The organism is Clostridium sp. CM036, from assembly GCF_055081135.1.
Genome location: NZ_CM143652.1, coordinates 2,865,577 through 2,887,753, shown reverse-complemented (window position 1 = coordinate 2,887,753; position 22,177 = coordinate 2,865,577). Strand labels below are relative to the sequence as shown.

The window sequence follows — 22,177 nt, the reverse complement described above, 5'->3', positions numbered from 1 at the left end:
TCTAAAAACACCATACATACAGCATTGTAGAAAATGGTAAAGTAACTTTATTTATATAATATTTCTCTAAAATATAAAAGCCCTATTGACACTCCCTTTAGAGGATACTGTAATCTAACTTCACAAGGAAAGGAGATGTGTATATGTTTCGAATAGGCGACTTTTCCAAACTTACGAAAACTACAGTAAAACCATTAAGGTATTATGATGAAATTGATTTATTAAAACCTGAATTTGTGGATGAGGAAACAAACTATCGTTTTTATACAACGAAACAGTTGATAAAGCTTCACAAAATTCAATCTTTTCGCCAAATCGGTTTATCAATTAATGAAATCAAGCTGATCATGTCCGGACACTGTATAGAATTAATTTTGGAAAAACGAAAAAGTGAAATTGAAGATACTATCGCTGAAAGTAATTCACAGCTCTCTCGAATTGAATTTATATTACAAGGGAAAGGGGAGGAGTTAATCATGAATTATCAAGCGATTTTAAAGGAACTACCAGAGTGTATCGTCTATTCAAAGAGGATTACAGTACCAAGTTATGACTCATATTTTGAGATCATACCGGCAATCGGAGAAGAGGTTACTGCAGCAAATCCTGAATTAAAATGTACTGTTCCTGAGTACTGCTTCATCAAGTATATTGACAATGAATACAAAGATAAAGATATTAACATTGAATTCTGCGAAGCGGTAGACAAAATGGGTAAAGAAACTGGCGATATTAAATTTAAGAAGATTGAAAGTGTATCTGCAGTTTCCATTATGCACAAGGGTGCATATGCTGGGCTTGCAAAGGCGTATGCATTTGCTTTTAAGTGGACTGAAGATAATGGATATATAGTTGTTTACAGTCCTCGAGAAAACTATATCGATGGTATTTGGAATAAAGAAAGCGAAGATGAATGGCTTACCGAGTTACAAATACCTTTGATAAAGAAATAAACTGGGGGATTATTAGCATAATCTTTGAGCTATTTATGTCGCATCCTTCATAAATAGCTCAACAATCATAAATATACGATTGCTGAACAATCGTTAAGTATGCCATTATCTGATTGGTTTGCGACACCAACACTATTAATTGCAAGCGCTTTAATGATCATTGGCGGTCTTAAAACAAAATGATAATATTCTTTTAAACTACTTTATAATGGGAGCCTTTAACTTTTAAAAGATAATACTTCTCCATCTTCGGGTATAGATACATTAATACTAATACTATTAGCACTTAAATAACACTTCAAGCCCTTTCTTGATAATCTGCAATGATTCCATGCCTCCATGTGTACAGCAACAATCTTTATATTTTCATATCTACGGCATAATTCATGTAAATCTTTTGTTGTCATAGTAATAGGTTTTCCATATTTAAATTGTGCACCACCACAATTGCAAACAACTATTCCAGGTTTAAAGTTTTCTATAGACTTTTCAACTTCCGTGCACCATACTGTATCCCCCGCAATATAGACAGGAATTTCGCCTTTTAAAGAAATAACAAAACCAGATACTGGTGCCATTTTCATAGCAAGAACACCGTGACCATGTTTTCCTTTAGTTCTATTAAAAATTATATTATTCCAAGTATAATTATCCTGAATTGCGTATACATCAGTAAACCCATAGGATTTCAATTTCATTTCATCTTCTGGTTGGCAGAATATTGGAATGCTTTTAGGAAGTAATTTTGCTGCCGCATCATCAAAGTGGTCCCTATGAGTATGAGTAACAAGTACAGCATCACAATTAGTAATATCATCGATACTTATAGGTAATTCTACTAAGGGATTATATTTTTGATTTGGTACATTCCCAATAGGAGCTATAGATCCTGCTTCGCTTAATACAGGATCTACAAGTATTCTCTTATTATTTACAGATAATATTAAGGTAGCATGACGAATTAATTGAATTTTCACTGTTCATTCCTCCTGTTGTTTTATATACATTTATTATATAATAGAAATTACTTGATTAGAGAAAGTAAAAGAGTGAAAATAATTTCGTCATGAAAGGATTTTATATATTATGCTTGATCAAACAGATATTCAAATTTTAAATATTCTTACAAAAAATTCACGTATGCAATGGCAGGAAATTGGCCAAGAAGTTCATTTAACTGGACAAGCAGTTAGAAACAGAATAACTAAAATGGAAAATTTAGGTGTTGTTGAATGCTATACTATAAAAATTAATTCTGCGTTAATTGGTAAGCCCTTAACTGGTTTCATAACTGTTTTTATGAAAACAACTGACCATTTAGCATTTCAAACATATATACATAATAATTCTATAATAACTGAAGCCAACAGAATAAGCGGAGAAGGCTGCTATATGTTAAAAGTAACTGCATCTTCTCAAGAAGAAATAGTACAACTGTTAGATGAAATTTTAAAATATGGAAATTATAAATTAAATTTATCCATAGAGAATATAAAATAGTAATGCAGCTCCAGTCACCACCCCCATAACATTATACGTTCCTTTTCTCCCACCTACATCACTTTACATATAACATTGACATATATTTTATATTATGCTATTCTATCATTAGAATAGCAAAGGAGGAAAAAAATGACACAGATTGAAGTCATACTTTTATCACTTTTATGTGACAAAAATTATTATGGATATGAATTTGAAACTGTAATAGAGCAAAGAAATATGAGAGGTTGGACCAATATAGGCTTTTCCTCAATCTATAATTCTTTAACCAAACTTGAAAAAAACGGTCATATAGTTTCAAAATACGAAAAAGAATACGGTTCACCTAAGAGGAAAGTATATTCAATCAAGAATGAAACAAAAATAATTATTAAAGAGCATATTATCAAGATGATAAGTGAATATAACAGTGATCCAAGTGAATTTGATATAGGTATGCTGTTTTCTTATTTAATAATAAAAGAAAAATTAAAGGAAGCTTTAACTACTCATAAAGAAAATTTAGTTAAGAGGAAAGAATTTTTACTTAAAAGATATGACCAGCATCCTACAGCACGACAAAGACCACATATAAAAGCATTATTTGAAAGGCCATTAGCATTTGTAGATACTGAAATTTCATGGCTTGAAGATTTTATAAGTGATAATTTTAAAAAACACAATTAAATAGAGATAAAATCACAGTTTCGGTTGGTAGTCCGAACCTATCTTCTTTTTATAGATAGCAGTATCCTTCCCTCCTGGGGTCGTCCCTTCTCTTTATCAAATTCTACTAAACAGGAGGAATTATGAAATGGAAATTAGCATTAGTTTAAATGTATTTTTTGAGGGTACATTTTGGGTAGGGGTATTTGAGAAGGCTTATGATGGGAAATATGAAGTATCTAAAATTGTCTTTGGGGCTGAACCAAAGGACTATGAAGTGTTTGATTTTATATTAAGCACCTTTTATAATTTAAAGTTTACTAATCCCTTACGTACTGAATCCGTTGAAAAAAGAAAGATAAACCCTAAAAGATACCAAAGAGAAATAAAGAAATCAATGGAAAACAAAGGTACAGGTACGAAAGCTCAACTTGCTATGCAACTACAGCATGAGCTAACTAAAACAGAAAGAAAAATAGTTTCAAAAGAAGAAAAAGAAGAAGAAAGGCAACTAAAATATAAATTAAGACAACAAAATAAGAAAGATAAACATCGGGGCCACTAATTAGTGAAAAATTAATAATAAGGGTGTGATTTCATGAGACTTCACAGGCTGCTCGGAATTATTATGTTGCTTAATACACGAGGAATAATGAAAGCCGGAAATTTATCAAAAATACTTGAAACCTCAGAAAGAACTATATACAGAGATATGGATATATTGTGCGAATCAGGTATTCCTATTTTATCAATTCCAGGTCCCAGTGGAGGTTTTTCTTTTGTTGAGGGATATAAAATCAATTCTAATAACCTAGCGAGCGGAGATGTAGTTAATCTATTGCTTTCAGGTATGGGTATACACTCAGAAAAAAATACTGAAATGTCGCAGCAACTAAAACTTGCCGTCATTAAGCTTGAAAATAGTGTATCAAAGGAACATAGAGAAGAAATTATTAAAGCTAAGGAAAGGTTTTTTATTGATTCGCAACCTTGGTGGGGCACGCGAATACAAAATCAGAATGTAGATATAATAAAAAAATCAGTGCTTAATTTAAAAAAGTTAAAAGTTCACTATAAAAAATTTGACGGAGAAGTATCCGAAAGGATTATAAGACCTTATGGTGCTGTGGTAAAAGATTCTCAGTGGTATGTGGTAGCGTTTTGTGAATTAAAAAACGAGATTAGAATTTTTAAATGTAGCAGAATTGAAAGTATTGAAGTGCTAGATGAAAGCTTCAGCATGGATGAGAACTTTAACCTGGGAAAGTTTTGGGAGGATGGCGACATATTAATTTTATTGGTCGTATAACTTTGATGATAGTTCTGATTACAATTTAATAAATAATATTAGACCTTTGAGGGCGATGTTACAATAATTTGTAAAATTTATAAAAATTACGACGCGAGTGTTATATAGACGTTGAAACAAACGCTGTATATGATATAATTAGAAAGTAAAAATTATTTAAATTTTTCTAATATGAGGTAAATAAATATGATATATACACATGAAGATAAGCGTAATAAAGAATTACGAGTTGACTGCGAAAAATGTTTCGGCCTATGCTGTGTAGCATTATACTTTTCAGCTTCGGAAGGTTTTCCAACGAATAAAGATGCAGGTAAGCCTTGCATAAACTTACAATCAGGATTTACTTGCTCTGTTCACAAAAATCTTAGGAATAAGGGTCTTAAGGGTTGTATTGCTTATGACTGTTTTGGTGCTGGCCAAAAGGTTGCTCAAGTTACTTATAACGGACAAGACTGGCGACAAGCCCCCGAATCTGCTAAGCAAATGTTTGAAGTGTTCCTGATTATGAGGCAGCTGCATGAAATGCTATGGTATCTTGCACAATCATTTATCCTGCAAACGGATCACGGCATTAAAGAGGATATAAGTTCATTGCTGGACAAGACTGAACGCCTTACCATTCTTGATGTTGAGTCTCTATTAGCACTGGATGTGGTAGCTCATCGAACCAATGTTAATATGCTACTTAAAAATACCAGCGAACTGGTACGTACTAAAGCCCGCAGTGAAAAGACCTCTCCTTCAAGAAATCGGAACGCCAATTCTCGGCGATTAGATTATTTTGGCGCAGACCTGAGAAAAACTAATCTTAGAGGTGCAGACTTGAGGGGCGCGTGTCTTATTGCGGCAAACCTCAGAGGAGTCGATTTGAGTATGGCTGATCTCATCGGGGCTGATTTGCGAGATGCCGATATTAGTGGAGCTAATCTCACAAATAGCATCTTTCTTACCCAAGCCCAGATCAACACAGCTAAAGGTGATTCCCTTACAAAGCTACCCATAATGCTAGTTCGCCCAACCTATTGGTCAAATTAATTAACTGATTGACCAACTCAAATCCTAACTTTTTAATTTTGAAGGAATATATTTAAAATATATTTTAAAGTAATTAAAACACCGATATATTCAAAGAGTTTTTTGAATATATCGGTGTTTTAGTAATATATGTCTTAACGTATAAAATGCGCGTTTTGCGATTACTACCCCCTATAGAACTTAGGACGTACATAATTAGAAAAATAAATATAATTTGAAATTTATTTCCTGACATACTGTTGGCAATGATTCCTTGATATAATTGTGATATCAAATAAATGGATGGAGGTATAACAAAAGCTGCTCAAATAATAGGTGTAACGCCTAAAACTATGAGAGTATTTATACCTGCTACCCTAGCTAAAATATTGATTTTAAGATAATCAGAACTTCTTATATCTACTAAATATATTTCACTTTTTGCTCCCTAAAATTAAATTGTATTCTTAATTTCCCATCCTTGTAACCGGCTTTAATGATTTCCTTTGATTGTAATTTTTGTGGAAGTACAAAATTTCGTTTTTCATTTTTAATGGAAATACTAATTTCATCTCCATTTTGAAGTAAATTTAATTCATTTTTATCTACAAAAGGCATATTGATATTTAAATAATAGCTTTCATCTGTACTTGATTTTTCAATTTCAAAAATTTTGTCTTTAAAGAGCACTTTGTCTGCAGAAACTTCTTTAAATATACTTTCTCCCATATTTAATAGGACCTCATAATTCCTAACCTCGCTATGCATTAACTCAGTTTTGAAAATTGGTACCGGGCTAAAACTTTCACTTATCTCCTTAAGATTTTCACTTTGAAGCTTCATCCATTTTTCGAAATATCCTTTCCCTCCCTCTTCTGAAATTATTTTATTTACAATAATTGCGTCTACATTAAAATCATAGAGATGCAAATAAGAAAAATTTCTTTTAGCTTCCTTGATAACAATCTTTTCTGGAGTAGTAACTATTCTAAGGCTTACCTTATCCTTTTGGAGCATTAACTTATGGAGTTCATCAATTTTCTTATATAGCATTTCTATTTCATCAAAAGTTCTCTCATCAGGAAGCGGAATCTTTACTGTATGCTCAATTATTGGCTTTGCAATTTTTGCCATCTTTCTTTTCATAGGAAAAATTTTGTCCATCCACCACTTGAAAAGCTCTGGAAACTTCAAAAGCGACATAGTTTCGCCAGTAGGAGCACAATCAACTATTAACACCTCATAGTTATTTTCATCATTAATCTGTTTAATTTTAAGTAAGGAGATCAGATCCTCGAACCCTGGGAAAACCAGCAATTCTTCAACCTCAATGGTTTTTGCATTTTTTAAAAGCATCAATTTTTCTATATAGCCTTTGATATTCCCCCAAATAGCTTCATTTTCAATAAGAGCATCCACCTCTATAGCTTCTAAATTTTCTGAAATTTGGGTAGGTGTATTCGATAGCTTTGCACCGAAGGCATCGGAAAGACTATGAGCCTGATCAGTGCTCATTATAAGCACCTTTTTCCCCTGCTTTGCAATCTGGCAGGCTGTGGCTGATGCGACACTAGTTTTTCCAACTCCACCTTTTCCTGTATATAAAATAATTCTCATTTTAATCCCTCCAATTCAATTATAAAAAATCTACTTTAACCTTTTTAATCTCTTGGTTTGCTTCCTCTTCCGCTTTTTCACAACCCTCGTTAATAAGATCCAATCCAATATCCTTAATAAGGATAATTGCTTCCTTCTCAAAGTTATTGATCTTGTGCAAGATTTTTTCTGGCAAAACATCTTTTATAACCTCATATTTAAGTTTTTCTATTCTTATCAATTTTTTAATTATTTCACCATTCATCTAATCCACCTTCTCATCAAAATAAATAGATAGATAATCCTCATTAAAATCAGCTTTACTTATTGAGTATTTTCTCAGTGAATTTGGACAAGGAATATTCCTCTTAAAATTGCCTATTTTTATGGATATATCAGAACCAGTTTCATACAGTTCTAAGTCTTTCTTATCTCCAAAGGGCACATAAACTTGAAGCTTATAACCACCCTCAACCTTTTCAAATTTCTCGTTAAAGGTTATTTTTTGAACCTTAAATATATCCTTAACATTCAGAGAATCCACAACTATCCTTTCTAAGCCGCAAATTCCATTAATATCTACCTCATACCATTTAATTTTGAACCTCGTCAAATTCAAAAATACTGAATCTATTTCTTCCATGTACTTTCTTTGAATACATTTCCACTCATCAAAAAATTTATTTCCTATATCCTGGGGTATTATCCTATTAATATATATTGCATCTACATTAAAATTATAAAGATTTAAATACATGTAATTTCTCTTGGTCTCTTCAATAACCATTTTTTCAGGAATTGTAACCAATCTTATACTGCAACTCTCTCTATCCTTAAATAAGTTTTGAAGATCTGTTAGCATTATATAAAGTTTTTCAATATCATTCACAGCTTGCTTATCAGGCATTTCTATCTTAAATGCTATTTTAGAGATAGGTCTGAGCACTTTCATTGCAACCTTTCCAATGGGAAATAATTTCTCCATGTACCAACTCATAAGCTCTGGAAATTTTAAAAGGGATATGGTCTCTCCTGTAGGTGCACTATCTACAATTATTAGGTCATAAGTACCTTTGTCATATAAATCTTTAATTTTCAAAAGACAAAATAACTCTTCCATTCCTGGAAACACAACAATATCCTCAAAACTTTCTGCTTGCTCTTCATCTTTAAAAACCATCATTTTTTTTAAAGCAGCTTGAATACTCCCGTAATAATTCTCCATTTCATAATTAGGATCAATTTCAAGCCCCCATAAATTTTTCCGTATTTCTGTAGGGTCATTCTTTATTTGTTGCATAAAAATATCACTCAAGTTATGTGCCATATCAGTGCTAACAATTAAAGTTTTTATTCCCTCTATTGAAGCCTTAAGTGCATGAGCTGCTGCGGTGCTTGTTTTACCAACTCCACCTTTTCCAGTAAAAATAATTATTCTTTTCATATCATCCCTCCTAATTTTAATTCTTTAATTGAATAGTTCTTTCAACGAAGTATTTCTTCTTAAAATAACTCAGGTTTACTGAGCTATTCAATAATTATTTTTCTTAATTTTTTAACAGGAATCTCTTCTTTAACTGGATTCTTAATTCCCTTAAAAACTCCCAGTACTTTGTTATAAATACTTAGAGCTGAAGAAATTTCCTCGTCGGTAAGCTTTCCGTAAATCTCAATAAAATATTTAACAATCATAGCCTTTTCCTTCTCAATCACTGCATTAGCAATCTCTGTAAGGGTTATTAAAACTATTCTTCTATCCTCTGCACTTCTTATTCTTTCTACCATTAGCTTTTTTTCTAATCTAGCGATAACCCCTGTGGCAGTATTTAATGGAGCATTTATGTACTCTGCTATTTCCGTCATATTAGCATTCTTTTTTCGATGCAAGAATAATAATGCTAATATTTCATTCTTAGAAAAATCTAAGAATATATCACTCCACTGTTCTGGAAAAAACAAAACCTTAAACTCATCAATATGATTAAAAATAATTTGCTCTATTTTGTTTATATCCATAAACTTCCTCCGAATTAGTTCTTGTTACGAATTATATTTTAATTCTATCACCGAAGTATTTTCTTGTCAATAAAATTGCATGAAAAAGTATTACATGTACCCTTCTGTGCTTAATTGCTTCCCGCTAAGTATCCTGTAGAAAATGCCATTTGAAGATTATATCCACCTGTCTCAGCATCAATATCCATAACTTCTCCTGCAAAATAAAGATTTTTTATAAGTTTTGATTCCATAGTTGAAGCATTTATTTCTTTAACTTTAACTCCACCTGAAGTTACTTGAGCTGCTTTAATCGATAAAGTTTCTCTAACTGTTAGTTTCATTTCCTTCATATAAGTAATTATCTTATTCTCATCAGTCTTCTTTAAGTCATTAATCTTAACCTCTGTTACTCCTAACATATCAAATATTTCTTTCAAGTAATTTTGTGGAAGAATGCCTTTTAAATTATTAAGTACAGTCTTATTTGGATTGCTCCACATAATCTCTGATATTTCCTCCTTAGACTTATTTCTTAAAAAATCTAAAGTAACTTGTACTTCTCCCTCTCCTAAAGCTTTGCTTATATAAGATGAAAGCTTTAACACTGCTGGTCCTGATATTCCAAAATGAGTGAATATCATATCACCAAACTTTTCTATACTCTTCTTTTTAATCTTAGCTGAAACTACAACATCCTTCATTGCAACGCCTTGTAAACTCTTAACAAACTCTTCCTTTATAACTAATGGGATTAATGCTGCGTATAAAGGTGTTATAGTGTGTCCACATTTACTTAATACTTCAAACATAGAACCATCTGAACCAGAACCTGGGTAGCTCTTTCCTCCTGTTGTAACAATTACCTTTTCGCCTAAAATCCGCTTGCCATCACCCGTTACTACACCTTTAATTTGTCCATCTTCAACTATCAACCCTTGAACCTTACTGTTATACATAATCTTAACATTATTTCTTTCTAAATCATTTTTCAGTAATTCTATAACTTCATCGGCCCTATTACTTTTGGTATATATCTTTTGGTCAAGCTCCTCCTTATATTCTAATCCAATTCCTTTAAAGTATTCTAAAAGTTGATTATTTGAAAATGTATAAAGAGCGCTATATAGAAATTTCTTATTACTTACTATCTTATCAAAAAATTCCTCTATATCTCTATTATTTGTAATATTGCATCTGCCTCCACCCGTAAGTTTTAGCTTTGCACCAATTTCTTTGTTTCTTTCTATTAATATAACTTCACTATTTTTTGCTGCACTGATAGCTGCCATGATACCAGCAGGTCCTCCTCCAACAACAATAACTTTTAGCATAAACACACCTCACTAATTTTCATTTTTTAGTCCTTTAATACACTTTTTTAAAATCCTCATAATATTTTTATCGCAAGTTTCACCCTGAAAAATAATGCTTAATACGCTACCTTCTAAAATGCCTTTTAATAATTGTGACTCATCTATAATAATCCCTCCCTTCTATTCTATTTATAGTAGTAATTATACTAATAATAAATCCTAGAATTCAAATGAAGCTAGGATTTATTATTATATCATTTTACGTGCATCAATTATTGTTTGATATAAAGCTATTAGAATACAATCAATAATCTGATCTTTTTTCTCCCCTGTAGTTTTCTCAGAGTAACAAATGATTTTTAGCTTCTCTATGCACTTATCTATTTTAGACTGATGTTCTTGCGATATTTTTTCAATATATTTAATTGGAATTTTCTCTTCTACCCATCTCTTATTCGTATCGTTAATGCCTAACTCTACTAATGATAGTATCTTACAAAACAAAATATCTGGATTATCCTGAATAGTTTCATTTATAAGCATGATTTGATTAATAATAGACTTCCATACATCATATTTAATTTCTAAAAACATCCTCATATATTTATCCTCAAAAGTAGGAATTTGATAATTTACTATATCATCAATATCATCAATAGCAGAGGATTCTTCCTTGTTGTGTTTCGAATCTTCCAACAAATTATTTAATCCTGGTATCTTTAAGGTCTTAATCAATAAAGGTAAAAAATTAGAAGGTATAGGCACTCCGACTAATGTTAGATTTTCTAAAATACTTATACTCTCTGTAATTGCTAGAAAAGCTATAACAGTTTGAGATAACATGCTTGTATTTACTATTGGAACTATAATATTCTCTAACAATTTAACTGTAATTATGGAAAGTGTATAAGTGCTAACTTTTTTAGTGAATTTACGTAGTCCCACACTTGAAAACCTTTTATATTTTATAGCAGTATATATTCCTGTAATAGTATCTAAGCTAATAAGCACCAAAAGTATAGTATATGAAGTTTGTATGCTTGTGAATATTTTAGAAAGGATGCCCAATATTCCAGATATTCCATATATTTTTAAAAAAATGTTGTTCTTGTCCATTTTCTCATCTCCATTAATACTAGACAACTATAAACATGGTACAAATAATTAAAACAAATTATTTGTTCCATATAATATATGCAGCATTTAAGAGTACTGGCATAGATATATTTATCCATATTCTAAATAATATTAGTTGGAGATGACAAATGACTGTATACTAATATGAATAAAATGTTGATAAAGTGGAGGTTTCATACTATGGTTGTGGATAACTTTAAGAATACATCTAGCAAGTTCGATAAGCTCGTATTAAGCAAGGTGAACTTCCACAAATAAATTCTCTGTTACTTATGGTACGGTTCCCCACTTATTATTCTAAACCCTCTATAAACCTGTTCCAATAGCATTACTCTAAATAATTGATGTGGAAAAGTCATCTTTGAAAAGCATAATTTATAATTAGCTCTTTCTAAAACAGCCTTAGATAGTCCCAATGAACCTCCAATAACAAAAGCTATATTACTGTCACCTCTTATACCTAAATCCCTTATATAATTGGACAACTCCACTGAGGATAACGTCTTTCCATTTAGCTCTAGAGCAATTACAAACACATTATCCTTTATGCTTCTAACTATTGCCTCTCCTTCTTTGTCCTTTATTATAACCTCTTCCTTTTCAGAGGCATTATCAGGAGTTTTTTCATCACTTAATTCAATTATATTAAGTTTACAATATCTAGATAATCTTTTTGTATATTCATCTATAGCACTTTTTAAATACTTTTCTTTTATTTTTCCTACACAAATTATAGTTATATTCATTTTTAGCTCTCCTTTATTTCACTTATATTACATTTTTCATAAATATAATATAAGATTGCATGACATATTTCAAAATTACAAACCAAATCATTACCTGCGCAGCTATCCATCTTCTTATTCTCATTAAATCATCTCCTGCGGAGCTGGAATGTCGTTAAAAACAAATAACATGGATAAACCCCCATGTTATAACTAAAATTCGAATGGCATTCTATATGCTCAAGTCTCTTTTCTTATAAAACACATATGTGATGCTTATGGTTGCTGAAATAATTATAATTGATAAAACTACAAAACTCAATTGAAAACCACCACCATTAATCAAATTCTTAGCTTCATAATATTTGAATGGTGTAAAGTATTTAAGATTTTTAAATTTACCGCTTAAGTCTATTGCCATAGATAATATATACGTTATTAAAAGAACTGCTGTAGATATTGATGTTGCAGTCTTTGGATTTTCGCTTATTGCAGCTATGGCCGTGCCAATAAACATAAATATAAGCTGCAAAACAAACATTCCGCTCATTAAGATTACTATCTCTGTGGTTACTGCTTCCCCTTTACTGTATTTCCCTACCACAATGATCGAAGAAACCAAAGTAATAATATTAAATATTAAAACATTCACAAAGGCTGCCAATAGTTTTGATGTTATGATTTTATTTCTTGAAATAGGTTTTGAAAGTAGAAACTCTGCTGTTTTATCTCTCTCTTCTTTTGAAATTATATCAGCCCCAAGCATAGCAGCATGAATAGTTGCCATAAGCGCTAAATATAAAAAGAGCATTCCATAATAACCACTAGCCTTTGACAAATCAAAACTACCTATACCAAAGATTGTTTGCATAGATTTTGGCATTTGATCAAATAAATCATTCATTGACTGACCTGAGGCTGATAATGCAACATATTTGCCCATACCAGCAATAACCATAAATAAAATACCAAAAGCCCATATAATAAGCCCTTTTCTATGGGCCCTCATCTCTACAATAAATACATTCATAAACTAACCCCCTCGTATCATTCATTAATAAATATTAAGTGTTAACATATCTAAGCAGCATGAACATCTTTTTTAGAATATATAAAATAGCTGGCAGTAATTGCAAAAGCAATAAATCCTATTCCTATTATAATAAATGAAACCTCATAACTTGAATTTTTGATGATGTAATTTGCGTCAAAATACTTAAAAGGAGTAACGTAACGCATGGCAGCATCTCCCGATGTAGCTGCAAACATACCAATAATGAAAAATGTAAATACAGTACCAAGGGAAATAGGTAGCACCGATTTAATCTTTGGCATCACAACTGAAATTATAATCCCCAAAGCAAGAAACATAATCTGAACGAAAAACAATGTAATAGAAATCATAAAAAATAGCTTGTAACTATAGTCTTTTTTTGAAACAATGGACACCATAATGCTAGAAGCTAACAAGTAGATTATATTAGTAATTACAAGACAGGTTAATGCAGCCATTAGCTTTGATGTCATAATCGCCCTGCGAGTAACAGGCCTAGTTAAAAGAAAATCTGCTGTTTTTGCGCCAACTTCCTTTGATACAATGGAGGTTCCTAGATTCATAGCTTGAATGGCACCACAAAGTGTTGTATATAAAAACATATAGGAGTAAAACCCTAAAATAGAAGACATACTATCTACAGAGAATCCCATTGCTTTTCTTACTGGCTCTGGAAATCCTTTCATTATTTCTTTAAATGCCTCAGCTTCCTTTGAAAAAGCGGGGAACATTGATAAGAAAAGAATAACAAGTGTTATTAAAGAACAAGTCCATATAATAGTGGATTTCCTATAAGTCTTTAATTCATGAAGAAACATATTCATAGCTTTTAGTCCTCCTTTTCATAGTAATGCATAAAGATCTCTTCGAGGTCTGGCTCTTCAATCCAAAGATTACTTATTTCTATTTCCGAAATCTTTTTCATAATAAAATTAATATTACCACTAAACAAAAAGCTTACTACATTATCCTTTATATCTAAATTGGCGACTCCACTGATTTTAAAATAATTATCATCTATTTTTGATTTTACCTCAATTTTAATTTTTTTATGGTTACTTTCTTGTAATGTACTAATCTTATCAACCTTTATTATTTTCCCCTCTTTAATAATTGCAACACGATTACATAGCCTCTGGACCTCACTTAAAATATGAGAAGAAAGTAAAATTGTTGCACCTTTTTTGTTCTCCTCCTCAAGAAGCTCAAAGAATTTTTGTTGCATAAGCGGGTCAAGTCCACTAGTGGGCTCATCAAGTATAATAAGTTTAGGTGAGTGTAGCAGGCCTTGAACAATACCCACTTTCTTTTTATTCCCAAAAGATAAATCATCAATTTTCTTATTGAGGTCAAGATCCATTATCTCAGCTAGTTCTGTAATTCTTTTGCTACAATCTTTCTTGTAAAAACTAGCAGAATACTTTAGTAAATCAATAACTTTCATATTATCATAATAAAAAATTTCTGACGGTAAATATCCTATTTCCTTCCTTATCTCAGGACCAAATTCTATACAGTCTTTACCGAAAATTGTAGCACTACCACTAGTAGGATAAATCAGAGATAATAACGTTCTTATCGTTGTTGATTTACCTGCACCGTTAGGTCCAATAAAACCAAAGATTTCTCCTTGTTCAACATTAAAACTTACATTTGTAATACCTCTTGCTTTACCATAACTTTTAGTCAAATTTTTGATTTCAATAGCATTCATTAATAATCCCCCCTGTAATCTTGATACAATTATATTGTTTATTATAGATATTCCTCCTTGTATACTGCATTTTTATAAAAATCATAAATATCAAGTGCCTGTTCATACATTTCGCTCATACTTGAATGATTTTTAACACCTTCGTTCCAGATTCCTTCTGAACACCATCCAATCATTTTATTTAGCTTTTCAATATCCGTGCCATCTTTGAACTTATTTAAATCGATTTTTTCAAACATTTGCTTATACATTTTTTCTTCGATTTTATCATTGATTTCTTTCATTGAGTCAGCAATCTCTGGCATTTTTTCGCAACTCGCTTTAATCACAAATTTATACATATAAGGATATTTTTCTAAAAGAACCATTGTAAAATTCAGACTTTGCGTAAGCATTTTAAAATAATCTTTCTCATCAAAATTAAACTTTTCGTACACTTTTTTCTCCAAAATCTTCATAGCATATTCATATAAAAAAATAAATAATGACTTTTTGTTCTTAAAATATTGAAATAATGAACCTTTGGAAATTTTAGCCTCCGCTGCAATATCGTCTGTTGATGCATGTTTATAGTCCTTTATAGAAAATATATTCGTCCCTGCATTAATAATTCTATTTTGTTTTTCTTCATCCAATTTATAAAAGATCTGATACATAAAAAACTCCTTTCTGATTAGTATAGTCATAATATTACCCCGATGACTGAAAAAAACAACCCCCACAGGAAATATATTGTTATTTTACCAACAATATCTTCGTTAATTAATATATTTATCCTTTTATTAGAATAGCATCTAATTGATTAAATTATAAAAAAATGCAAAAAAAATAAATAAAACTTACCACAAAAGTGCAAAGTTTTATTTACTACAATTCATATATTGTTTTACATAATTATACTATATTATTTCCCACAGCATTTTTTGTATTTTTTCCCACTCCCGCAGGGGCAAGTGTCATTTCTTCCGATTTTGTCGTTATTGACCACCATTTTGGAATCTCTATAAGCTATTTGAATTTCTCTTCTTTTTTCTTTTGAAAAAATCCCTTCCCATTGTGGAAGTTCATATAAATAATCTGCTTTTGCGTCTAGCATATTGAAATAAAGTTTTTCAAAATCTATTTTGAAATCTACTTTTGTATCACTTTCAGTTTCTTCTAGTTTTATAGGGTCTAAAAGACTATCGTTTATCCCATCAGCAAATCCCATAAAATATATGTTAGATACATCAAAGTATTTTGCAAGCTCGTCCATTGTACCCTTAACTTCATCTTTATGGTTTGATAATAATTTTGTATAGACACGTTTTTCTATTTCCCCATAATCATGCCAAAATGCAGGTTCTCCTTTACGTTTAACATAATCAACTACCATATCTGTCCACTCTTTATATAAACTCATTCTCTATTCTCCTCCGAATCATACTATATTTTGTTATATTACATTATTTTAATAAATATTTCGCTAGCATTCAACATAAAATTGTTAAATCGAATATACTTTCAGAATTTCTTACAACTAACCTATTATTTTTTAATTGGAATTAGGTCCTCTTTACTAAAAGGCTTTGATATATCAAAATTTCCACCTATAGTATCAATATTCCTATTTTCCACTGTTATCTTTACTTTCTTTACAGATGACAATTGAGTTAATGACGCCGATATCCCTTTTAGACAGCTTTTTTCTTTTGTTTCTGTCATATCTATTTTAGCTTCTTTACTTAAATTAACATAAGCAATATTATCTTTAATAGAAAAACTTAATATCCTAGTCTCTTTAGGAAGTATTGGTTTTAGCTCACTTTTTACAGTAGGCCCTTTTACAAGTTCTTGCATAATAGTTTCCCCGATAAGTTCTTCTTTATTAATAAGTCTCTCATCTTTAACTACTCCTACATCAGAACCCTCTTTAGTGCCATCAAAATAAACACCCAATTGGATGAATCCATCTTTTTCTAGGGGCAGGTTTAGATTTTGAAGCTTTTCTTTATTTGTGACACTTTTCTCATCTTTTTTTTCGCACCCATAAAATGACATTGTTGAGCCAACTAGCAATGAACATAATAATATTTTGATTGCTTTTTTCATATTTGACCTCCCTTTAATAATCCACTAAAGTGGCCTAATTAACGACTTCAAAAGGAGATTTATGGCACTCACTAAAGTTTATATTCGTTATATTATGTAACACCTGCTTATAGACGTAAGTGACTTTCCTTCTGAAATGTTGTTAAAAGTTGATTACATCACTTGGCATATCTCTTCTAGCTAAATTCAAAGAAATATCCCTACCTATTTCAATATGATTTTCTTTGAGTATATTGACCACTGTTTGATAGGCTAAATCAGGATAATTATTAGTTTTACTCAAATGTCCCAAAAAAATATGTTTTTGCTTATCATTCATTATTTCTACTATAGCTTTCCCACATGCATCATTGGATAGATGTCCCATATTACTTAATATTCTTCTTTTCAACGGATACGGATATGGACCAAATTTCACCATTTCCACATCATGATTACTCTCGAGTAGAATTACATCTGCATCTTTTATCATATTCTTTACTTCATCAGAGAAATATCCTAAATCTGTAGCTATGCATGCCTTCTTATTACCACTATATAAAGCATATCCTATAGGCGCTGCCGCATCATGTGATATATTATAATTTATTATATGCATGTCTTTTATATCCACAGAATTATTATTGATGATTTTTATATTATTTTCTTTTATCTTACCTATCTTGATTTTCATAGCTTCCCAAGTATTCTCATTGGCATATATCGGTATATTATATCTTCTAGAAATAATTCCTGCACCCTTTATGTGGTCAGAATGTTCATGAGTAATAAAAATGCCATCAATATCATTAGGATCTTGGTTTATTTCTTTAAGTGCGCTTTCAATGCTTTTACCTGGCATACCAGCGTCAACTAAAATTTTTGTATTTTCTGACGCTACAAATATGCTATTTCCGCTACTTCCACTATATAATGGACAGAATATCATAATTGTCTCCTTTAATTTCAAATTGTTACATAGTAACTCTTTTTATATCCGCCCCTATGCTTCTAAATTTTTCTTCAATATTTGGATATCCTCTATCAATATGCTCTATGCCTAAAATTTCTGTAGTACCTTCTGCTATAAGCCCCGCTATAACCAAAGCTGCTCCCGCTCTTAAATCTGATGCAATAACTACTTTCCCTATAAGTTTATCTACGCCATCTACCGTAGCGACACTTCCTTCAACCTTTATATTAGCGCCCATTTTTTTAAGCTCGTCCACATGCTTAAATCTAGCTTCCCAAATGCTTTCATTTATTATGCTTCTACCCTCTGAAACAGATAACAATGTGTTCATTGGTTGTTGGACATCCGTTGGAAATCCAGGATAAGGCAAAGTCTTAATATTTACAGCCTTCAGTCTTCCTTCAGATTTAACAGTAACACTATCTCCACCTTCATGTACATCTGCTCCCATTTCCATAAGCTTTGCTGAAATTGATTCAAGATGTTTTGGAATAACATTATTTATAGTTACTTCCCCACCACAAGCAGCAGCTGCTATCATAAAAGTACCTGCCTCAATTTGATCTGGAATTACACTATAGTTGCATCCTGTTAATTCTTTTACACCTATAATTCTTATAACATCCGTACCTGCCCCTTTAATATTAGCTCCCATAGAGTTTAAAAAGTTAGCTACGTCAACAACATGTGGTTCTTTTGCAGAATTTTCTAAAATAGTTGTACCTTCTGCAAGCGTTGAAGCGGCCATTACATTTATTGTTGCACCTACACTAACAACATCAAAATAAATACTAGTTCCAATTAGTTTATCTGCCTGAATGTTTACAGCACCATTCTCAATAACTACTGTTGCTCCAAGTGCTTCAAACCCTTTTATATGTTGATCTATAGGTCTTACACCTATAGGGCACCCCCCCGGAAGCTCTACCCTAGCCTTTTTAAACCTAGCTAAAAGCGCACCAATCAAATAATAGGAAGCTCTCATTCTTCTTACATCTTCTGTGTTAGCATCAATGCTAGTTATATTTGTACTATCTATAGAAACTGAATTTTTTTCTCTTTTAATTTCACAGCCTAAATTTTCCAATATTCTTTCTATACAATTTACATCTTCTATATTAGGAATATTTTCAATGATACATTTACCCTTACTTGCTATTATAGCTACTGGTAAAATTGCTACTGCTGCATTTTTTGCACCACTTATTTCTACCTGACCAAAAATACGTCGGCCTCCGTTAATTACCAATTTATCCATATTTGTATCATCCTCACTATGCATTATATATTAATTACTTTCATTTTTATACATACAATTGAATTATACCATAATAACATTATATTTTAACATTTTTTTTAAATGTTAGACGATATTATTTTATTAAACACAGAATTTCTTACAATATTTATACTTTGCAAAAAAAATAACGTAAAAAATCACCCGTGCTTCCACGAGTGATCTTTACATTGTTTAACTTTATTATATTGTTTTAAAACTTCCGCAGTCTGTACATTCTGGTGTTTTAGCAACACTTTCATGTTTTACAACTTCAATTTTGTTTAAAGTGCAGTAATTATCATCTTTACAATGGTATTCACATTCATTTACGGTACAACCTATACTGTCATTATGTTTCATAAGAAAAGCACCTCCCTTTATTAATTATAAAACTATTGTTAGCATAATCAAAAATAATTATGCTAACAATACAAAAATATTTGAATTATAACATCTTCATTTTTTCCCCTTAATAAGTTACAAACAAATCTTCATACATAAATTTACACAGGAAATACAAAACCTAAAAATTATGTTATAATACACTTATAATTTACTCAAAATAATGTTAACCAACATTGGTTATTAATTTTGCTTGGAGGAAACATATGAAATATTTTTTAGTTGCGTTATTTGATGATTTATCTAATTCTACAGTTCAAAATATTCAAAGAAATATCTGTAGAAAATATAAACTATATAAGAGTTCTCCTAATCTTTTTATACCTATAGTTTCAATAATTAATCCTGATTTAGAAAAATTAGATGTTGTTGTTTCTAAAATTCTATCTCCTTATAAAAAATTTAAAGTGGGCATAAATAATAGTATTAGTTTAAACGAAAATTTAAGTCAAGTTAATCTTGATGTTGAAGATAAAGGATATATTTCTCGATTAGCAAGAAATATTACAGACACTTTAGATTTACATAGTTTTAACGTTAAAAGTGATGATTATAATATTGATTTAAATATTCTATTAGCTAATGCCAATCACATCATTAAAAAGTCATATAACGGAAGTACAATTTCTATTAATGACGCTTTAGATAAGGATGATTTCTTGCAGTTTGTAAAGGTTTCTAAACTTGAATTGTGGAAACAGGTTAGTACTAAAAAGGAAATGCTAGTTAAAAGTTATGCGCTAAGGGAATACTAAAAACATAAAGTTATATTTTAGGTTTGAGGGGGATGACAATGATTTACTACTTGGTTGGCTTATTTGATAAAGTTTCTTATAAATATATAGAATCTATGCAAAAGGCAATCTGTGAAAAGTATAACCTATACAAGTCTGATGCTAATTTACCTATGCTTCATGTAACTCTAGAAATAATAACTAATCCCAATCTTTACGATTTGGATACTGCTTTAAAAAACATTCTTAAGAATTATACTAAATTTGAAGTTGAATTGAATGGTGTGATATGTTTTGACCCTCCCTATAAGTCTGTAAATTTAAATATTGGTAATGAAGGCACTATATATCAATTATCTAAAGATATAAATTCAATTTTAAATTTACATGGCTTTAAGGTTAGAGATGATATTGAAACTTGGAATTTGCATATCTCACTAGCTAACACAACTTTTGCTGATAGAGAATGGTCTAATAGTGAATATTTAGCAGCTTGTGCTTCAGCCAAGGATGAAAATTTCTCAAGAACTATCACAGTGGATACTGTCGAACTTTGGAAACCTATAAATAACAATGATGAAATGGTGACTAAGAAATATATTCTATAAAATATATCATTCGATTTTCTTGCACCTTAATATCGATTAAAATGAATATACATAATTCAGTAAAAAGGCGGTTTCAAATATGAATTTACAAAAATTATTCCAGATGCAAAATACTTTAGACCATAGAATTCAAGTGCAACATAACCTTGAAGGAGTACCCTTATTACAAAAAAAAATACTTTCCCTTCAAGTGGAACTAGGCGAACTCGCGAATGAAACTCGTTGTTTTAAATTTTGGAGTACAAAGAAACCTTCAAGTAACGATGTAATTCTTGAAGAATATGTTGATTGTATACACTTTATTTTAAGCCTCGGAATAGAAAAAAACTTTCAAGATATTACTTTGAATACTAAATGTATTACCTCTGAATTATCTCAGCAGTTTTTAACTGTGTATACAAATATTTCAGATTTTATAATTTGTTCTTCTCTTGATAACTATTTAAATATTTTTCAAAACTTTTTGAGTTTAGGTCAAAATCTAGGATTTTCAGAAGAAGATATTGAAAATGCATATTTCTATAAAAATAAAATTAATCATGAAAGACAGGATAATGGATACTAATTCATATTCAAATATAGTGAAAACCTTTCTTCTGAAAGGTTTTCACTATATTTTTTTAATATTATAACACATTCTGGGTAAACTACTCTAGAGGAGTGTGATTGTAATTGGGATTAATATTTTCTATAGTCGCAGGCATCTGTATGAGTCTTCAAGGTGTTTTTAATACAAGGGTAAGTGAAAAAGTTGGGCTTTGGGAAACTAACGTATTCGTTCAAGGAACTGGATTCATCGTGACCTTAATAATACTCCTTATAGTTGGCAATGGTAATATCAAAGCTATAAAAGAAGTAAATAAATTATATTTACTAGGAGGATTCTTAGGGGCTATAATTATATTTTCTGTTATGCAGGGAATATCAATAATGGGACCGACCTGCTCCATTGCAATTATATTAGTTGCTCAACTACTAGCCGCCGGTGTAATTGATAGATTTGGAATGTTCGGAGCTCAGCAAATTAAATTTGCTTTATCTAAGTTTATAGGTATTGGCATAATGATTGTAGGTATAATAATTTTTAAATGGAAATGTTAATAATCTTTTTTATTAACATTTTCAAAAAATTTGCATATACTATAAT

27 protein-coding genes are annotated in these 22,177 nt (G+C 30.8%); 10 read left to right on the top strand and 17 right to left on the bottom strand.

The genetic code is table 11. From position 1 onward, the window contains the following. The first annotated feature begins 143 nt into the window (after positions 1-143). The gene (locus ACWJKE_RS13585; RefSeq protein ID WP_462958887.1) at positions 144-953 is read left to right on the top strand and encodes a MerR family transcriptional regulator; all 810 of its coding nucleotides are present in this window, start codon (positions 144-146) and stop codon (positions 951-953) included. A gap of 218 nt (positions 954-1,171) precedes the next feature. Here the strand turns inward: ACWJKE_RS13585 and ACWJKE_RS13580 are convergent, their stop codons facing one another. Beyond that, on the bottom strand, positions 1,172-1,930 hold the full coding sequence (locus tag ACWJKE_RS13580) for an MBL fold metallo-hydrolase (protein ID WP_216302087.1): 759 nt from the start codon (positions 1,928-1,930) through the stop codon (positions 1,172-1,174). Between the two features lie 109 nt (positions 1,931-2,039). Between ACWJKE_RS13580 and ACWJKE_RS13575 the strand changes: the two genes are divergently transcribed. The 5 genes from ACWJKE_RS13575 to ACWJKE_RS13555 all read left to right on the top strand — a co-directional run bounded on the left by ACWJKE_RS13575 (position 2,040) and on the right by ACWJKE_RS13555 (position 5,448). Beyond that, a complete protein-coding gene (locus tag ACWJKE_RS13575) occupies positions 2,040-2,453 on the top strand; it encodes an Lrp/AsnC family transcriptional regulator (protein ID WP_462954841.1) in 414 nt (137 codons plus the stop codon). 132 nt (positions 2,454-2,585) lie between these two features. Beyond that, positions 2,586-3,122 carry a PadR family transcriptional regulator gene (locus ACWJKE_RS13570; RefSeq protein WP_462952649.1) on the top strand — a complete coding sequence of 179 codons (537 nt, stop codon included), beginning with the start codon at positions 2,586-2,588 and terminating at the stop codon, positions 3,120-3,122. A 127-nt stretch (positions 3,123-3,249) separates the two neighbouring features. Beyond that, entirely contained in the window at positions 3,250-3,666 is a 417-nt protein-coding gene (locus tag ACWJKE_RS13565) for a YjdF family protein (RefSeq protein WP_462952648.1), read from the top strand. 33 nt (positions 3,667-3,699) lie between these two features. Then, positions 3,700-4,410, top strand: a complete 711-nt coding sequence (locus tag ACWJKE_RS13560) for a helix-turn-helix transcriptional regulator (protein ID WP_462958886.1) — start codon at positions 3,700-3,702, stop codon at positions 4,408-4,410. Between the two features lie 186 nt (positions 4,411-4,596). Then, positions 4,597-5,448, top strand: coding sequence for a pentapeptide repeat-containing protein (locus tag ACWJKE_RS13555; protein ID WP_462958885.1), 852 nt, complete (start codon positions 4,597-4,599; stop codon positions 5,446-5,448). Between the two features lie 402 nt (positions 5,449-5,850). On the opposite strand, the gene ACWJKE_RS13550 is transcribed toward ACWJKE_RS13555, so the two are convergent. From ACWJKE_RS13550 to ACWJKE_RS13475, 16 genes are all read right to left on the bottom strand, one after another. Next, a complete protein-coding gene (locus tag ACWJKE_RS13550) occupies positions 5,851-7,044 on the bottom strand; it encodes an ArsA family ATPase (RefSeq protein WP_462958884.1) in 1,194 nt (397 codons plus the stop codon). 19 nt (positions 7,045-7,063) lie between these two features. After that, on the bottom strand, positions 7,064-7,288 hold the full coding sequence (locus ACWJKE_RS13545; RefSeq protein ID WP_216302092.1) for a hypothetical protein: 225 nt from the start codon (positions 7,286-7,288) through the stop codon (positions 7,064-7,066). After that, positions 7,289-8,467: an ArsA family ATPase gene (locus ACWJKE_RS13540; RefSeq protein ID WP_462958883.1), complete on the bottom strand. Its 1,179-nt coding sequence runs from the start codon at positions 8,465-8,467 to the stop codon at positions 7,289-7,291. An 83-nt stretch (positions 8,468-8,550) separates the two neighbouring features. After that, positions 8,551-9,039, bottom strand: coding sequence for a MarR family transcriptional regulator (locus tag ACWJKE_RS13535; protein ID WP_462958882.1), 489 nt, complete (start codon positions 9,037-9,039; stop codon positions 8,551-8,553). Positions 9,040-9,149: 110 nt separating this feature from the next. Beyond that, the gene (locus tag ACWJKE_RS13530; RefSeq protein WP_462958881.1) at positions 9,150-10,352 is read right to left on the bottom strand and encodes a BaiN/RdsA family NAD(P)/FAD-dependent oxidoreductase; all 1,203 of its coding nucleotides are present in this window, start codon (positions 10,350-10,352) and stop codon (positions 9,150-9,152) included. A 231-nt stretch (positions 10,353-10,583) separates the two neighbouring features. Next, a complete protein-coding gene (locus ACWJKE_RS13525; protein WP_216302096.1) occupies positions 10,584-11,450 on the bottom strand; it encodes a phage holin family protein in 867 nt (288 codons plus the stop codon). Between the two features lie 287 nt (positions 11,451-11,737). Further along, the gene (gene rlmH / locus ACWJKE_RS13520; protein ID WP_220319886.1) at positions 11,738-12,217 is read right to left on the bottom strand and encodes a 23S rRNA (pseudouridine(1915)-N(3))-methyltransferase RlmH; all 480 of its coding nucleotides are present in this window, start codon (positions 12,215-12,217) and stop codon (positions 11,738-11,740) included. A 211-nt stretch (positions 12,218-12,428) separates the two neighbouring features. Beyond that, positions 12,429-13,226, bottom strand: a complete 798-nt coding sequence (locus ACWJKE_RS13515) for an ABC transporter permease subunit (RefSeq protein WP_462954834.1) — start codon at positions 13,224-13,226, stop codon at positions 12,429-12,431. 50 nt (positions 13,227-13,276) lie between these two features. Continuing rightward, a complete protein-coding gene (locus tag ACWJKE_RS13510; RefSeq protein ID WP_462953418.1) occupies positions 13,277-14,074 on the bottom strand; it encodes an ABC transporter permease subunit in 798 nt (265 codons plus the stop codon). A gap of 5 nt (positions 14,075-14,079) precedes the next feature. Next, positions 14,080-14,964: an ABC transporter ATP-binding protein gene (locus ACWJKE_RS13505; protein WP_216302107.1), complete on the bottom strand. Its 885-nt coding sequence runs from the start codon at positions 14,962-14,964 to the stop codon at positions 14,080-14,082. 41 nt (positions 14,965-15,005) lie between these two features. Continuing rightward, positions 15,006-15,620, bottom strand: coding sequence for a TetR/AcrR family transcriptional regulator (locus tag ACWJKE_RS13500; RefSeq protein WP_462952643.1), 615 nt, complete (start codon positions 15,618-15,620; stop codon positions 15,006-15,008). Positions 15,621-15,868: 248 nt separating this feature from the next. After that, complete coding sequence (locus tag ACWJKE_RS13495; RefSeq protein ID WP_216302109.1) at positions 15,869-16,366, bottom strand: SEC-C metal-binding domain-containing protein; 498 nt, start codon at positions 16,364-16,366, stop codon at positions 15,869-15,871. 125 nt (positions 16,367-16,491) lie between these two features. Further along, on the bottom strand, positions 16,492-17,055 hold the full coding sequence (locus ACWJKE_RS13490; RefSeq protein ID WP_216302110.1) for a GerMN domain-containing protein: 564 nt from the start codon (positions 17,053-17,055) through the stop codon (positions 16,492-16,494). Between the two features lie 142 nt (positions 17,056-17,197). After that, positions 17,198-17,983 (bottom strand): MBL fold metallo-hydrolase, encoded by a 786-nt coding sequence (locus tag ACWJKE_RS13485; RefSeq protein WP_216302111.1) that lies wholly within the window; start codon positions 17,981-17,983, stop codon positions 17,198-17,200. Between the two features lie 25 nt (positions 17,984-18,008). Next, the gene (locus tag ACWJKE_RS13480; protein ID WP_165411760.1) at positions 18,009-19,265 is read right to left on the bottom strand and encodes a UDP-N-acetylglucosamine 1-carboxyvinyltransferase; all 1,257 of its coding nucleotides are present in this window, start codon (positions 19,263-19,265) and stop codon (positions 18,009-18,011) included. A gap of 222 nt (positions 19,266-19,487) precedes the next feature. After that, on the bottom strand, positions 19,488-19,646 hold the full coding sequence (locus ACWJKE_RS13475) for a DUF1540 domain-containing protein (protein ID WP_165411761.1): 159 nt from the start codon (positions 19,644-19,646) through the stop codon (positions 19,488-19,490). 248 nt (positions 19,647-19,894) lie between these two features. Here ACWJKE_RS13475 and ACWJKE_RS13470 point away from each other — a divergent pair, with 248 nt between their 5' ends. The 4 genes from ACWJKE_RS13470 (at position 19,895) to ACWJKE_RS13455 (ending at position 22,131) form a co-directional block, all read left to right on the top strand. After that, entirely contained in the window at positions 19,895-20,443 is a 549-nt protein-coding gene (locus ACWJKE_RS13470; protein ID WP_462958880.1) for a hypothetical protein, read from the top strand. A gap of 38 nt (positions 20,444-20,481) precedes the next feature. Next, complete coding sequence (locus ACWJKE_RS13465; RefSeq protein WP_216302113.1) at positions 20,482-21,030, top strand: 2'-5' RNA ligase family protein; 549 nt, start codon at positions 20,482-20,484, stop codon at positions 21,028-21,030. A 79-nt stretch (positions 21,031-21,109) separates the two neighbouring features. After that, on the top strand, positions 21,110-21,595 hold the full coding sequence (locus tag ACWJKE_RS13460; protein ID WP_165411764.1) for a dUTP diphosphatase: 486 nt from the start codon (positions 21,110-21,112) through the stop codon (positions 21,593-21,595). A gap of 143 nt (positions 21,596-21,738) precedes the next feature. Then, on the top strand, positions 21,739-22,131 hold the full coding sequence (locus tag ACWJKE_RS13455) for a DMT family transporter (protein WP_220319897.1): 393 nt from the start codon (positions 21,739-21,741) through the stop codon (positions 22,129-22,131). The last annotated feature ends 46 nt before the right edge of the window (positions 22,132-22,177 follow it).

Bases quoted from the DNA above. Each gene is read 5' to 3' on its own strand.
- ACWJKE_RS13585 (WP_462958887.1), top strand. From the start codon at position 144: ATGTTTCGAATAGGCGACTTTTCCAAACTTACGAAAACTACAGTAAAA.
- ACWJKE_RS13575 (WP_462954841.1), top strand. From the start codon at position 2,040: ATGCTTGATCAAACAGATATTCAAATTTTAAATATTCTTACAAAAAAT.
- ACWJKE_RS13570 (WP_462952649.1), top strand. From the start codon at position 2,586: ATGACACAGATTGAAGTCATACTTTTATCACTTTTATGTGACAAAAAT.
- ACWJKE_RS13565 (WP_462952648.1), top strand. From the start codon at position 3,250: ATGGAAATTAGCATTAGTTTAAATGTATTTTTTGAGGGTACATTTTGG.
- ACWJKE_RS13560 (WP_462958886.1), top strand. From the start codon at position 3,700: ATGAGACTTCACAGGCTGCTCGGAATTATTATGTTGCTTAATACACGA.
- ACWJKE_RS13555 (WP_462958885.1), top strand. From the start codon at position 4,597: ATGATATATACACATGAAGATAAGCGTAATAAAGAATTACGAGTTGAC.
- ACWJKE_RS13550 (WP_462958884.1), bottom strand. From the start codon at position 7,044: ATGAGAATTATTTTATATACAGGAAAAGGTGGAGTTGGAAAAACTAGT.
- ACWJKE_RS13545 (WP_216302092.1), bottom strand. From the start codon at position 7,288: ATGAATGGTGAAATAATTAAAAAATTGATAAGAATAGAAAAACTTAAA.
- ACWJKE_RS13540 (WP_462958883.1), bottom strand. From the start codon at position 8,467: ATGAAAAGAATAATTATTTTTACTGGAAAAGGTGGAGTTGGTAAAACA.
- ACWJKE_RS13535 (WP_462958882.1), bottom strand. From the start codon at position 9,039: ATGGATATAAACAAAATAGAGCAAATTATTTTTAATCATATTGATGAG.
- ACWJKE_RS13530 (WP_462958881.1), bottom strand. From the start codon at position 10,352: ATGCTAAAAGTTATTGTTGTTGGAGGAGGACCTGCTGGTATCATGGCA.
- ACWJKE_RS13525 (WP_216302096.1), bottom strand. From the start codon at position 11,450: ATGGACAAGAACAACATTTTTTTAAAAATATATGGAATATCTGGAATA.
- rlmH (WP_220319886.1), bottom strand. From the start codon at position 12,217: ATGAATATAACTATAATTTGTGTAGGAAAAATAAAAGAAAAGTATTTA.
- ACWJKE_RS13515 (WP_462954834.1), bottom strand. From the start codon at position 13,226: ATGAATGTATTTATTGTAGAGATGAGGGCCCATAGAAAAGGGCTTATT.
- ACWJKE_RS13510 (WP_462953418.1), bottom strand. From the start codon at position 14,074: ATGAATATGTTTCTTCATGAATTAAAGACTTATAGGAAATCCACTATT.
- ACWJKE_RS13505 (WP_216302107.1), bottom strand. From the start codon at position 14,964: ATGAATGCTATTGAAATCAAAAATTTGACTAAAAGTTATGGTAAAGCA.
- ACWJKE_RS13500 (WP_462952643.1), bottom strand. From the start codon at position 15,620: ATGTATCAGATCTTTTATAAATTGGATGAAGAAAAACAAAATAGAATT.
- ACWJKE_RS13495 (WP_216302109.1), bottom strand. From the start codon at position 16,366: ATGAGTTTATATAAAGAGTGGACAGATATGGTAGTTGATTATGTTAAA.
- ACWJKE_RS13490 (WP_216302110.1), bottom strand. From the start codon at position 17,055: ATGAAAAAAGCAATCAAAATATTATTATGTTCATTGCTAGTTGGCTCA.
- ACWJKE_RS13485 (WP_216302111.1), bottom strand. From the start codon at position 17,983: ATGATATTCTGTCCATTATATAGTGGAAGTAGCGGAAATAGCATATTT.
- ACWJKE_RS13480 (WP_165411760.1), bottom strand. From the start codon at position 19,265: ATGGATAAATTGGTAATTAACGGAGGCCGACGTATTTTTGGTCAGGTA.
- ACWJKE_RS13475 (WP_165411761.1), bottom strand. From the start codon at position 19,646: ATGAAACATAATGACAGTATAGGTTGTACCGTAAATGAATGTGAATAC.
- ACWJKE_RS13470 (WP_462958880.1), top strand. From the start codon at position 19,895: ATGAAATATTTTTTAGTTGCGTTATTTGATGATTTATCTAATTCTACA.
- ACWJKE_RS13465 (WP_216302113.1), top strand. From the start codon at position 20,482: ATGATTTACTACTTGGTTGGCTTATTTGATAAAGTTTCTTATAAATAT.
- ACWJKE_RS13460 (WP_165411764.1), top strand. From the start codon at position 21,110: ATGAATTTACAAAAATTATTCCAGATGCAAAATACTTTAGACCATAGA.
- ACWJKE_RS13455 (WP_220319897.1), top strand. From the start codon at position 21,739: ATGAGTCTTCAAGGTGTTTTTAATACAAGGGTAAGTGAAAAAGTTGGG.